Annotated in this window: 8 protein-coding genes; 7 read left to right on the top strand and 1 reads right to left on the bottom strand. The window is 41.7% G+C overall.

Annotation, left to right across the window (positions count from 1 at the left end; all coding sequences use genetic code 11):
• The 5 genes from ACFS6H_RS09685 to ACFS6H_RS09665 all read left to right on the top strand — a co-directional run.
• Positions 1–1,259: hypothetical protein (locus ACFS6H_RS09685; protein WP_386097740.1), on the top strand; the 1,259-nt coding region annotated here is incomplete at its 5' end.
• 18 nt (positions 1,260–1,277) lie between these two features.
• A complete protein-coding gene (locus tag ACFS6H_RS09680; RefSeq protein WP_386097738.1) occupies positions 1,278–5,486 on the top strand; it encodes a DUF5977 domain-containing protein in 4,209 nt (1,402 codons plus the stop codon).
• Positions 5,479–6,021 carry a hypothetical protein gene (locus ACFS6H_RS09675; RefSeq protein ID WP_386097736.1) on the top strand — a complete coding sequence of 181 codons (543 nt, stop codon included), beginning with the start codon at positions 5,479–5,481 and terminating at the stop codon, positions 6,019–6,021. Before ACFS6H_RS09680 ends, ACFS6H_RS09675 begins: the two co-directional genes overlap by 8 nt.
• A gap of 44 nt (positions 6,022–6,065) precedes the next feature.
• Complete coding sequence (locus tag ACFS6H_RS09670; RefSeq protein WP_386097734.1) at positions 6,066–10,505, top strand: DUF6443 domain-containing protein; 4,440 nt, start codon at positions 6,066–6,068, stop codon at positions 10,503–10,505.
• A gap of 27 nt (positions 10,506–10,532) precedes the next feature.
• The gene (locus ACFS6H_RS09665; RefSeq protein WP_386097732.1) at positions 10,533–11,132 is read left to right on the top strand and encodes an SMI1/KNR4 family protein; all 600 of its coding nucleotides are present in this window, start codon (positions 10,533–10,535) and stop codon (positions 11,130–11,132) included.
• 166 nt (positions 11,133–11,298) lie between these two features.
• On the opposite strand, the gene ACFS6H_RS09660 is transcribed toward ACFS6H_RS09665, so the two are convergent.
• The gene (locus tag ACFS6H_RS09660; protein WP_386097730.1) at positions 11,299–11,745 is read right to left on the bottom strand and encodes a nuclear transport factor 2 family protein; all 447 of its coding nucleotides are present in this window, start codon (positions 11,743–11,745) and stop codon (positions 11,299–11,301) included.
• 444 nt (positions 11,746–12,189) lie between these two features.
• Between ACFS6H_RS09660 and recA the strand changes: the two genes are divergently transcribed.
• Together recA and ACFS6H_RS09650 are read left to right on the top strand one after the other, a co-directional pair.
• A complete protein-coding gene (recA, locus tag ACFS6H_RS09655; RefSeq protein WP_386097728.1) occupies positions 12,190–13,227 on the top strand; it encodes a recombinase RecA in 1,038 nt (345 codons plus the stop codon).
• A 138-nt stretch (positions 13,228–13,365) separates the two neighbouring features.
• On the top strand, positions 13,366–14,292 hold the full coding sequence (locus ACFS6H_RS09650) for an OB-fold protein (RefSeq protein WP_386097726.1): 927 nt from the start codon (positions 13,366–13,368) through the stop codon (positions 14,290–14,292).
• Positions 14,293–14,297: the final 5 nt, after the last annotated feature.

Genomic DNA, 14,297 nt, shown 5'->3' with positions numbered 1-14,297 from the left:
TGCAACAACAGGAAAACCGTATTTACAAAAAACTACAAAAGACGGATAGCCTGAAAGCCAAACAGTTTTTAGAACAAAACCAGGCGCAGTATAAAAAACTGGAACAGGGTATTCAGAAACTATCAAAAAAAGGTAATACCTATATCCCATCCCTGGATACACTGACCAGCAGCTTAAAATTCCTGCAAGACAATCCCGAACTACTCAAACTAAAGGACAATGCAGGGCAACTGACGGGTGCTTTGGATAAAGTACAGGGCCTGCAGCAACAATTTAACAAAGCCGAGCTGGTAAAGAAATTCCTCAAGGAAAAAAAACAGACCCTTGGCAGCCAGTTACAGAACTTAGGGTTACTGAAAGAACTCAAACAGCTGAACAAACAGGTATACTATTACCAGGCCCAGGTAAATGAGTATAAAGAAATACTGAAGGATCATAAAAAGATAGAAAGGAAAGCAATAGAACTCCTGAGCCAGACCAAACTGTTCAAGGACTTTATGCAGAAGAACAGCCAGCTGGCGTCCTTGTTCAGGCTACCGGGCAACAACCCCACGGATCCGGCTGCACTCAATGCCTCCCTGGCCGGACTACAGACCAGAGCGCAGGTGAACAACCTGTTACAACAACAACTATCGGCCCCCGGAGCGATGGACCAGTTCCGCAGTAATATGCAGGATGCCCAGTCACAGATAACCAACCTGCGAAACCGGATCGGCAACCAGGTAGGTAATACCGGCGGAACAGATATTGACATGCCGGAAGGCTTTAAACCCAACAGTCAGAAGACCAAAACCTTCAAGGACCGGATAGAATACAATACAGACTTCCAGAGCCAGCGAAGCAATGGTTATTTCCCAACAACCAGTGATATCGGTTTATCAGCCGGTTACAAGATCAATGACAAAAGTGTGATCGGTATAGGAGCGAGCTACAAAATAGGCTGGGGTCAGAACATCCAAAACATCAGGATCACCCACCAGGGTATTGGCCTTAGAAGTTTTGTTGACTGGAAGATCAAGGGCGGCTTTTGGTTAACGGGTGGTTATGAACAGAACTACCGTAATGAATTCAACAACATCGCCGCCTTAAAAGACCTGAACGCTTGGCAACAGAGCGGCCTGATCGGCCTTAGCAAACAAATCAATCTGAAATCAAAAATATTCAAAAAGACCTCCGTGAAGTTATTATGGGATTTTCTGAGTTACCAGCAGGTACCGAGAACACAACCCGTATTGTTCAGGGTGGGGTATAATTTTTAAAATCTTAATAAGGATAATATGCGAGCCAAAAAAATATGGACCAGGAAGTTCGTTTTGCTAATGTGTAGTATAGTATCTATTTTATTTAACCTATCGGCACAGGATTACAATAATAATGCTAAGCTGACTTTCATTAATCATAATGTTCCTAAATCCCCTGAGTCAGCATCTATCGAAAGGTACGGAACTATTCCGGTAAGTGAAAAAACAGGTATTCCGGATATAAGTATACCATTATTCAATGCTAAAGGTTCGGCGCTTAGCTCCCCTTTAGCATTATCTTATCATGCATCCGGAATCAAAGTAAATCAGGAAGCGACCTGGGTAGGTTTGGGTTGGGATCTAAGGGCCGGAGGACGTATTACACTTGAAATAAAGGGAGGTTATGACAGACTTGTAAACCAGTTTCTTGGTACCGGAATGAAAGAAACGATCAAATTCCTGACCCAGATGCATGGGAATGTATCTAATAATTTTATTATTAATGAAACTGATCCATGTAATTGGACTGCTCAGGCTGTTTATGATTATGCTCATAATAATGGCCCAATACCCTGTTATGCAGGTGTTAATATAGATATTGATTCATTATATGATATATCAAGGTCTTCTTTCCGGGAGGACAAGATAAAAATTGAACAGTATGGTATTGGGGAACCAGATCTCTATCATGCTGAATTTTTAGGCCAATCCTTCACCTTTTATCATGATTTGCTCACTGATAGTATTAAAATTGTAGGAGATCAGAATAAGTATATTGTTGAAGATATTGGTATTACAAGTCAGTCCATTGGAACCGTGGGTCAGTATTTTAAAATTACTGATACAAACGGCATTACCTATTATTTTGAAAAACAGGAAATATCATACTATGTACCGGGTATATTGTCAAATTCTACTATAACAACTGCATTTTTATTAACAAAAGTGACAAGCCTTTCCGGGGATTTGATTACTTATACCTATACAAATTATGGTGAGTCCTTTAGTGCACCAACAATCTCTGAGTCTGAGTTGAGTGTTATTTCCAGCTGCAATAACCCGGCTGTTCCAGTAAATCAGACAGATTATACCAATAGGCAATATTCCCCATCAAATACTTATGTAACACAATTTCCGCAATATCTTACTGAAATAAACACTAATTCAACCAGAGTTCAGTTTTTGCATGGAAACCGGAAGGATATTTCTGGCGATGGTAATAGGAAGCTCGAGCAAATTATAATAAAAAATAAAGAATCCGATGAAGTTATACAGCAGGTAAAATTTAATTATAGTTATTTTAATGGCAATTCGGGCCATTATTATATTGATACAGCTCTTTCGTATTTTAAAATGGGTACACCAGGACCGGATAATAATGCAAAAAACCATCTTACATTAAGGTTAAAACTAGAGTCCATAAATATTTATGCAATTGATTCCAACCTGGCACAAACTTATAAATTTGGCTATATCGATAATTTTTTCCCCAATAAAGTATCAATGGCTCAAGATCATTGGGGATATTATAATGGTGCTTATGATATGCCGCTATCGCAGTTTGCAAATTTTACACCGAGTGTACAGGCGCTATATGAGGAAGGTATATATGGCGGTACTTTTAATCCAAGTCAGCATCAACTTTTAGGGCATACAGTCAGAAAAGCCTCATTATCTTATGCAAAAACCTATACATTAGATCAAATTACCTATCCCACTGGTGGAAATACGAGATTTGAATATGAGTTACATAAGTTTTATATCAGTGGTCTTGTTAGCGGAGCAGGTCTGAGGGTCAAAAAAATTATTAATACAGGAAACTATAACGATACACTTGCTGCAATAGAATATGATTATAATGAAAGTGGTTTTTACCAGGGTGTAATAAATTATGTTCAGAATAAATTTAAAGATTGTCAAAGTGAAGACGTGAATTATAACACCTATTTTAATTCAACAGCGAGCGTACTCACATTGTTTTCTAACGGAGTATTATCAACACCTGGCCCCCTCGTTCTATACTCATTTGTTACTCAAAGGACCAGTTCCGGAGAGTTTGGAAGGATAGAAAAGCAGTTTGACGTCACTTCTCCTCACTCCGGACCATATGTAGAACAGGTTCCTTTAGGAGGAAGTGGGTATTACACAGGACACCCATACAATTTATCACCTTTCTATCTACCTGTTCAACGCTATGAATACAGTTATGGCAATTTGACCAGTGAGAGATACTACGATAAAATGAATACATTAAAAAAAGAAAAGCAATATTATTATAATGGTAATGTGGTAACGAAACTTAATACATTTAAGCTGGAATCAAAAGGAATTGCTCATCCATCCAATATGCTGAACTTTCCCGAAACGTTCATTCATTATTTCGAGCCTGTCGTTTTTCGTAATGACATACTAGATAGCTTAAAAGAGTTTACCTACGAAAATGGACAAGTAATGTCATCTATCACTAGGTATAAATATAATGCTCACTTCCAGAATGAGTTTACCAGTACTATGAATTCAAACGGTGAACAGTCTATTACTTATACTAAAACACCTTTGTCATTTAATGATGTGCCATGGAACGCGGATACAAAAGGGAATGCAAAATCCGTTTCTTATATGCGATACCATAACATACTTGATGTTCCTGTAGAAAAAGTAATTATGAAACGAAGTAATACGGGAGATACTTCAATATTGATGGGTGCGTATAATACATTCGACCCAATCGGAAATATACAAAAAACATATTTATTAGAAGCGACGAGCCCTGTTCCCATGAACCAGTTTCAGAAATCAATTTTTAGCGGACCTTTTTCCGGAGGAGATACTATTAAGATAGATAGTCGATATAGTTTGAATAAGGCGGTAAGATACGGAGGGGCCGCAGAAGATTATGGGGATGGAACTTTTTGGAAGGGACCGCATATAAATGAATATTTTGAAAACAAAAAAAATACTGCGGTTATTAATGATACAATCAATAATATTATTTTGGCTGTTTGTGAGAATGCTTCCTATAATGAAATAGCCTATACGTCTTTTGAGTCCATAAATGCCAAAGGGCGTTGGGTTTTTACTGGAGGGCTAACTATAGACCTAAGTTCTCCGACCGGTTCTAAGTGTTATGATATGGGTCAAGCTGGTGGCAATATAACGTGCTCGGGTTTAGACCAGAACAAAATCTACTTGTTAAGCTACTGGACAAAAAATGCTTCCGCATATCCTGTAACAGGTACAATCAGCGGATCAGTAAAGGAGGGACCCATATTGCAAGGCTGGACATATTTTGAACAAAAAATTACCGGCCAAAACGCTGTTGCTATTTCTGGCAGTGGCTATATTGATGAGATAAAGCTTTATCCTGCGGACGCTCAAATGAAATCATTTATATATGATGCAAAATCCAGGATGAGTGCAGAAACTGATGTGTCCGGTAAAATTATTTACTACCAGTATGACCCTTCCAATAGGTTGAGTCTTATTAAAGATCAATATGGTAAAATACTTAAACAGTATGCCTATAAACTGGCATTACAAAAAGTCAATTTTGATGGAGAGTATTATCTGAATCATGCGCAATCACAGTCTTTTACTAAGAATAATTGCTCTTCAGGACAGCCACAAAGTATTGTTTATGGTGTAGCAGAAGGTAAGTATAAATCAGCTATTAGCCAGGCAGATGCTGATCAACAGGCAACCAATGATATAGCAGCAAACGGACAAGCTTACGCAAATATTAACGCAGGCTGTCAGTTTTTTAGTCATGAACAAAGTATAACATTTACTCAAAATAACTGTTCTTCCGGATACTTTGGAATGGGTACTGCGAGTTATGGTGTGCCTGCGAATAAGTTTGTCTCTTTTATTAGTCAGCATGATGCTAACCAAATGGCAATTGCCGAATTGAATTCGATTAGTGCAAATGGCCAGACTGTTGCTAATCAAGGGCCCTGCCTTGAACTTATTCCGGTTTATTGCGGAGGTTCACTCAATGAAGATTTTGGGCTTGAACTATTCAATGCTGATTATAATGTAATGTTTTATTTTACAGTTAACAGTAATAATAGCACTGTTTATGTACCTGCGGGCAACTATTTTTTAAGAATAAATCCTATCAATTATACAATGGCTTATAATTATGTGGTAAATGATAATTATTATCAATCCGGGGAGATAGTGGCAACCTTTGATAATATTACCATCTCAGGTTCTAACTATAATAATATATACATATATGAATAATATGGTTAAAAAAATACTTATACTCTTTTTAACATTGAGCTCCACTGTTTGCTTTTCACAGAATATTTTCAGCTATTCTATTGAAAAAATGGACGGAGATACAACCTCTCTGTCTTTATTACGTGGAAAGAAGATATTGTTCGCAGGCTTTAGTCCAGTGAGCCCGGATGTAGGTTTGTTACAAAGATTAGATAGTATCTATTTACAGAATAAAACGAAATTGGAAATAATTGCGATGCCATTAACCGATTTCGGGGAAGGAATGCCGGATAGCAGTATATTGAACTTATTACGCAGAGATCTAAAGCTATCATTCACTATCAGCAAAAAACTAAGAGGGGGTAAAAGTTCAGAAGCGAATCAACATCCTGTAACAAGATGGTTGACTACTGTTCTGGAAAATGGGCATTTTAATACGGATATAACGGAGGTCGGCCAGTTATTTATCATCGATGAAGTTGGACGCTTATTTGGAATATTCCGAAAAAATGCTCCAATGTCAATTATTAATAAAGCAATACTAAAACAGCAGTAGGGTTGGAATAACGATTAACCAAGATTGCTATTTAAACTAAATGTATGCGCTCAAAAAAAGTATCTGGAATATTATTCCTTAGTCTAATTATCAGTGCAATTGGGCTTTCACAGTCCCCCGCTCAACCTCCTGCTGCATATGCTACAGGAGTAAGCCTCAACTATGTCCGTACCTGGGATGTGGTAAAACCAACGACTAATGTAGCGGATCTTACGACAGCTACACCGGTAACAACAGCGAAGATGACTACGCAGTACCTGGATGGCCTGGGAAGGCCTATTCAAACGGTAGTAAAGCAAGGGTCTTTGATAACCGGCGGCAACCCTGTGGATATGATCGACATGACGGAGTACGATGAGTTTGGCAGGGAGGTGCATAAATACTTACCCAGCCCGGCCAGTGGCACTGGTAATAACAACGGGTTGTTTAAACTGAACCCTTTTGCGCAGCAACAGAGTTTCTACAATACTTACCTGAGCGGCCAGGCAGGAGAAACCCCCGGTAGCACAGCTAACTGGGCTTACAGTAAAACCAACTTCGAGGCCTCACCCTTAAACAGGCCATTGGAAGCTTATGCACCTGGTGTAAGCTGGGTAGGTTCGGAGAGTACGACAAAAAAGTCGGTAAAAACCAACTACTGGATCAACACGGCTACGGACGCGGTAAGGATCTGGACGGTAACCGATGGTAGCACGGGCACTTTTGGCACTTATGCCACCACCACAACCTACCCAGCCGGGGAACTATACAAAACCGCTACCGAGGACGAACACGGTAAACAGGTGATTGAATTTAAGGACAAAAGCGGGCTGGTTATTTTAAAGAAGGTACAACTTACAGCGCTCAAGGACGATGGAACAACCGGTAAAAACCACGATGGTTGGCTAAGCACCTACTATATCTATGATGACCTGAACCGGTTAAGAGCGGTTATCCAACCGGAGGGTGTAAAAATGCTCAGTGACGCAAGCTGGGCACTGACGACCACCTTACTGGATGAACAGGCCTTCCGATATGAATACGACCACCGCAGCAGGCTGATCATGAAGAAGGTACCCGGCGCCGGTGAAGTGTATATGGTGTATGATCAAAGAGACCGGCTGATCATGACCCAGGATGCCAATATGCGCACGGGAACGGTAAGATGGCTGGTCACCAAATACGACGCGCTGAACCGTCCGATAGAAACGGGCATATTAAACAGCAGCACCGCCTTCACCAGCCATATAACTGCCGCAGCCGCAGCTACCCCCGGCACTTACCCTGCTACCACTAGTGGTTATGAACTACTGAGCGAAACGGGTTATGATACTTACACCGGTATTCCATCAGGACTATCCTCCACCTTCCTCACTACCTGGAACAGCCACTTACTGGCTGCCAGTAGCAGTTATCCTTATACCCAAACACCCCAGCAAAGTAATGCGACCAAGGGCATGGTTACCTGGAGCCGGACCAAGGTACTGGGTACCGCGAGCCAATACCTGGGCACGGTGATGCTCTATGATGATAAAGGAAGAGTGATTCAGACACAGACCCAGAATATCACAGGTGGCATAGATGTGATCACCACCCAGTACAGCTGGGCAGGCCTTCCCCTGCTCACGATCCATAAACAGGAAAAGGCGAACAGCCCGGCACAAACAACGGTATCGGTTACCAAAATGAGCTACGATGACCTGGGCAGATTAGTAGCAACGGACAAGAAATTACAAAACACCCTGGTGAACAGTAATGCGATGAGCGCTTACAAAACGATCGCCAAGCTGGAATATGATGCTCTAGGAAAATTAAAGACTAAGATCCTGTCTCCGGACTACGATGGCGGTGACGGTTTAGAGACTTTGGCCTATGACTACAATATCCGTGGCTGGTTACTGGGTGTGAACCGTGATTACCTGAAAGCCATACCCACAACAGAGAGGCGTTTTGGTTTTGAACTGGGTTATGACAAACAGGGCAACGAAGCCGGGGAGAACTATGCCAGGAGCCAGTACAATGGTAATATTACCGGCATGACCTGGAAAAGCATGGGTGATGGGGTAAGAAGGATGTATGACTTTGACTATGATGCAGCGAACCGTTTACTGAAAGGGGACTTCAAACAACAGAACCCCGGCGGCAGTACCTGGGACAATACCCTGGTGAACTACAATATAAAGATGGGCGATGGCAGCCAAGCTAACGTAAACGATGCCTATGATTACAACGGCAATATCAAAAGAATGCAGCAATGGGGCTTAAAACTCAACACCAGCGAACAGATAGACGACCTGCGTTATACTTATATAGCCGGCACTAACAAACTTAAAAGCGTCACGGACCTGAACAATGAAGCGGACACAAAACTGGGTGACTTCCGCACAGCGGCTACGCATAGCCAGGCAGCAGCTAAATCGGCTTTGACAGCAGGCAGTGCTTCATCCGCCTTTGAGGCCATTACCGACTATGCTTATGACAATAACGGCAACCTGACCACGGACAATAACAAAGCCATCAGCAGCATCGCTTACAACCACTTAAACCTTCCCCAAACGATCACGGTAACGGGTAAGGGTACGATTACCTATACCTATGATGCAGCGGGCAATAAACTACAAAAAACCACAACAGAGACAGGTGCGACTGTAGATGGCTTTACGACGAATATTACCACGACGACGACCTATATCGGCGGCGCAGTATACGAAAGTAAAACCTATAGCCATGCTTCCTTAAGTGCCAAGAACCAGCCAGACAAGCTGCAGTTCATTGGTATGGAAGAAGGAAGGATCCGGGTAAGAGAAACGGACAATACGTTCCAGTATGACTATATGCTGAAGGACCATTTAGGTAATGTAAGAATGGTACTGACAGATGAACTGAAGACCGACACTTATATAGCAGCTACTTTAGAACCAGCGACGATCACCGAGGAAGAAAAATATTATGACAACCTAACAAGCACCCAGTACAATAAACCATCCTGGTTCTCGGACCCGGTGTATAGTACTAACACCAAGGTAGCCCAGCTAAAAAACACAGCAGGCATCCAGAAGATAGGTCCAAGCATCCTGCTGAAGGTAATGGCGGGTGACAGCTATAATATAAGAGCCGCCAGTGGCTGGAACAGCGCTTCTTCGGCTACCAACAGTACCCCCAATGTACTGACAGACCTGTTTAATGCTTTAACGACAGGCCTGGCGGGTGTAAGTGGTGGTAAGGCTACGAGCACCCAACTAGCCAATAGCAGCAGTGGGCTGAACAGCGGCCTGACCAGTTTTTTAAGCGGCCAGCCTACAAGCGGCACCAAACCCAAGGCTTATTTAAACTGGATCGTGTTTGATGAGCAGTTTAAGATAGTGAGTACAGCCAGTGGTTCGGAACAGGTAGGGGCCAGTGGTACCACCACAATCCACACCAAAACAGGTTTAACGATCCCGAAGAACGGATATTTGTATATTTATACGAGCAATGAGGCTACAAATATCGATGTGTTCTTTGACAACCTGCAGGTGACACATACGAGGGGACCGATATTGGAAGAAACGCATTATTATCCGTTCGGGTTGACGATGGCGGGGATAAGTTCGAAGGCAGCCAATTCAACCTCTAATAAAATAAAGTTTGGTGGTAAAGAGCTACAATCAAATGAGTTCAGTGACGGTAGTGGACTTGAACAGTATGACTTTGGCGCTAGGAATTATGACCCACAGATAGGAAGATGGCATACTATTGACCTATTATGTGAAATAAGTAGGAGGTGGAGTGTTTACAACTATGCCTATAATAATGCTATTAGGTTCATAGACCCTGACGGCATGCAAGTGCTTGAAACGGAGGACCGGATAAGCTATACGGGTGAGGATGCTGTGAATGTCTTCAACGATTTAAAGGCGATGTCTGCAAAACGAAAAACAAGTACAACGGATGAAGCAAATGAAGATGAACCTATCAATAATGGACCTAAGACTGTATTGGTTCCAATATCCGAGAAAGCCTTTCCTACCATTTATAATAATTTGAAGAAGTCATTGGCGAAAGGGAAACCTATGACTATTACCTATGATTCCAACAGGAGTAACGCACGGAAACGACGTAGGGAGGCTTTAAAAAACACTCCAATCAAACCTGGATACGACAGGGATGAATATCCATATGCTTCGACGAAAGAAGGGGGGAATGGTGCTGATGTTAATTATGTCCCAACGAGTGAGAATAGAAGACATGGTGGACTGATTGGGGCTTTGGTTGTTGCAAATAACATGCAGTCTGGAGACATGTTCCAAATGGTTCTTATTCCCAACCTTCCAGATCCGGAACCAGAAACTTCTCCGAGTCCTGTACCTTCACCGGTTCCAATTGCAACTCCTACAAAAAGCCCAAGTTGGAGAGATAGAATTGGGGAGGCTGTTGGTTTGTCAGGTACAGCACTCACAATTTATATAATAATTTCTGAAGGAAGTAGGTTGTTTCCTCCTAGGAACTTGGTGCCTATTCCTTAACTTCGATTTTAAAAAATAAACTTAATAATGATGGATAAAATGAAAACGGTATTGAAAGAATTGGAGATTTTTTTAAGTGAATCAGATTGTCCCTTACTTACTCACTTTCAAGGAGGAATATCAGCTTCCGAAGTTGCTGATACATTTAGTAATTTGAAGTTCCCAATACGCGATGATATAAAACAATTGTACGAATGGAAAAATGGAGTAAGTGATTTATTTAAGAAAAAGACAGGAGAAATAGAGTTGTTTAGTAGCGGTATCATGATGCCATTGGAGCTTGCCACTAGTATGTATGTCTTAGAAGTAAAGGTTCAGAAATCCTTTAAAAAGGAGTTTTTTCCATTATTTACTAGCGGAGGAGGAGATTATATCTTGATTCATCTTGATGAAAGTAAGAAAACCTATGGACAGCTTTTTCTTTACTCCCCGGCCATACTTTTAAGCAGCAAACCAATGACTATTTATGATTCATTAACGACCCTGTTCCAAACGATCTTGAATATTTATCAAAGGGGAGGGTATTTTTTTAGTAAATCTGACAAGAGTTTGGAGATTGATTATGATATTGAAAAAGAGATATCAATAAAGCTGAATTCTAAGTCTGATTTTTGGCGGGAAAACTAATCAGTTCCTTGGAGCATGTTGCAGTTCATTGTTTACAACAATGAACTGCAAATAAAAGGTAACAATAAAACCCGGTATTAGACAGCCCCTTAGCTATTCGAAACTTGTAGTTTCGTAATAACTATGCTGTCGCCTGGCGATAAAATGATGATTGCAAAAGCTGTATTTACTTATGCAACGAACTATCATGATACTGCCAAAGTACATTAACGATCTTCCACTGGCCGTTTAGTTTTACCAGGTGCATATAGTCGATCCATTCATCGGCAATGAGTTTAACCGAAGCTGTTTTATCGGATACATCCAACAACTTTACTTCCTTTTTGGGATTAGCAGGAAACTTATCGCCTTTTTTGTTATAGCTCTCCGCCAGGATGACCATGGATTCGGTATTCGTCTCCCGTACATAATCTTTATTAGTGGCTTTATCGGTCCAGAAAGTACGTTTTACCATGCGGGGATGTAAGGCCTTTTCCATCTGGTTGGGATTAGGCGTATGCTGCGATTCAATATAATCCAGCGCTGCCTGCTGAATGGCCAGGCTATCGGCTTTTGTCTGGGAAAAAGTTTGGATACAGATGAATAGTAAAAACAAGACAAGGAAATATTTCATGGCTATTTATTTTATAAGGACATTATTAAAATTACGATGATGCCGGTAATGAAAAACATGGTTATAAATAAGGCGATTAGAAGTGGCGTTACTTTCCCGGCTTTATGCTTTCAGCTTTTAACTTTCTGCCCGTGTTATATGGCCCACAGGCTGCCCGATGTGCAGGGGCAGTGCGCAGCACCGGAGCGATAGCGGAGCCCGGAACAGCGGGAACGGGAGCCGGGCCGGATTACTGCAGCTGACAGCCCCTAATAAATTAGATAATTTGATAATGAGATAATTTGGAAATGTTAGAAACTACCTGCTTTCAGCTTTTAGCCTTCCGCTTTCCGCCTTTCCCAAAAATAATTATCTAAAAATATTAGTTTGATATTGCTAAATGATTTAGTTTTGGTTGTTCAAAAAACTTTTAAGACAGGATACGCATAAATACTAATTTTGGCTATGGCAAAAACAGAAAAAAACACTGAAATTATGGAAAGCAACAGCGAAAAACTGAAGGCCCTGAAGCTGACAATGGACAAGATTGACAAGGATTTTGGTAAGGGAAGTGTGATGATGATGAACGAAAAGCCTGTAGTAGCGCAATCGGTGGTATCTACCGGCTCCATTGGGCTGGATATTGCCCTGGGCATCGGTGGTCTGCCACGCGGCAGGGTGATCGAGATCTACGGGCCGGAATCTTCGGGTAAAACAACCGTGGCCACCCACGTAATTGCCGAAGCACAGAAAAAAGGCGGCATGTGCGCCATTATAGATGCGGAACATGCTTTTGATAGCGCCTATGCGCAAAAACTAGGGGTAGATGTAGATAATTTATTAATATCCCAGCCCGATTATGGCGAGCAGGCTCTGGAGATTGCCGACCGCCTGATCCTTTCCGGCGCCCTGGACGTGGTGGTGATTGACTCAGTAGCCGCCCTGGTGCCCAAAGGCGAGCTGGAAGGTGAAATGGGTGACAGCAAGATGGGTTTACAGGCCCGTTTAATGAGCCAGGCCTTAAGAAAATTAACGGCTACCATTGCCAAGACCAATACCATCTGCATCTTCATTAACCAGTTAAGGGAGAAGATCGGTGTGATGTTCGGCAACCCCGAAACCACTACGGGTGGTAATGCCTTAAAGTTTTATGCATCGGTAAGGCTGGATATCCGCCGCAGTACACAGATCAAGGACGGTGACGAAGCCATTGGTAACCGCGTAAAAGTGAAAGTGGTGAAAAATAAAGTAGCCCCCCCTTTCCGCTCTACCGAGTTTGATATCATTTTTGGCCAGGGTATTTCCAAAACGGGTGAAATTATTGATATGGGCGTAGAGCTGGGCGTGATCCAGAAAAGCGGTAGCTGGTTCAGCTATAACAGCGATAAACTGGGCCAGGGCCGTGATGCGGTGAAACAACTGCTGATCGACAATCCCGAATTATCTGCTGAGCTGGAAGGAAAGATCCGCGAGAAAGTGAAAGAAATGCAGGAAGCATCATAAATTTTTAGTTTTTTAGTAAACGATGGGTTAGTAAGTATGCCGCTTTATTTCTATAGAGCGGCTTTTTTATTACTTAACCTATATCAACAGCGGACAAATAAAAATCCCACTATTTTTGTGGAGTAAATTTTAAAGAACATGAGTAATTCACCCGGCAATACGACTAAAGCCAAAAGCACTTTTAGTACAAAAGCCCTGGCCAGCCTGAGCGCTTTGTTATTTATTGGCAGTAGTATGCACTGGGTTTTGTGGGAAACTGAAAAGATCAGCGCCTATCATTTTGCGACGGGACATTTTTTTACCACCGCAAAATCACTATTTAATATTGACAACCCGGTACCGGAATTATCCCTGGTAAATAATATTTTTTGGCTGATACCCGTATTGGCCCTGGTAACGATAGTACTGGAGTTGTTTAAGAAAAAGAATACCTGGATCACTACCATTACAGGTATATTGACCCTTAGCTTAGCTACCGTATTTGTGCTGTTTACTGACTTTTTGGTGACCATGGGTTATGTAAAATCACTGACAGCCGCGCTTTTACCTTTCTTTTACCTGTCTGTTTTTTGTGCTATCCTGTTAATTGTTCTTTCATTAAGGCATAATATTTTTTTATTGATAATGGCCCTGCTGATCGGCCCCTTTGCAACCTGGGCGGCCTTTGCCTTCGTCACCAACCAGGAAATGAACAAAACCTTTGAGGGAACCGAGAGCCTGAAACCGGATTATACTGTTAACGCACTGGACCTGATAAAGGAAGTGACCGCCAATGATACGGCCAGCAGCCGGAAGTACAGGGATAAAATACTGGAAGTAAACGGCCGGATCACGTCCATTGAAAATGCCAATGATTCGACCATTAACCTGCAAATGGCTGATACAACAACGGGCTCTTATATCGTTTTTCCGTTTTATAATAAAACTTTATCGCAGGTTAAAACGTTACAGGAAGGCGACAGCATTTCCATAAAAGGCGCTTTTACCGGTAGCATGTACAGCGAGATACTGGAAACCACCATCATCAATTTTGAAAGGAACACCCTAAACAAACAAAACAAATAAAAGAA

It is taken from the genome of Terrimonas rubra (assembly GCF_042686025.1).
GTDB classification, from domain to species: Bacteria; Bacteroidota; Bacteroidia; order Chitinophagales; family Chitinophagaceae; genus Terrimonas; species Terrimonas rubra.
This window is presented reverse-complemented; position numbering and strand designations above follow the sequence as displayed.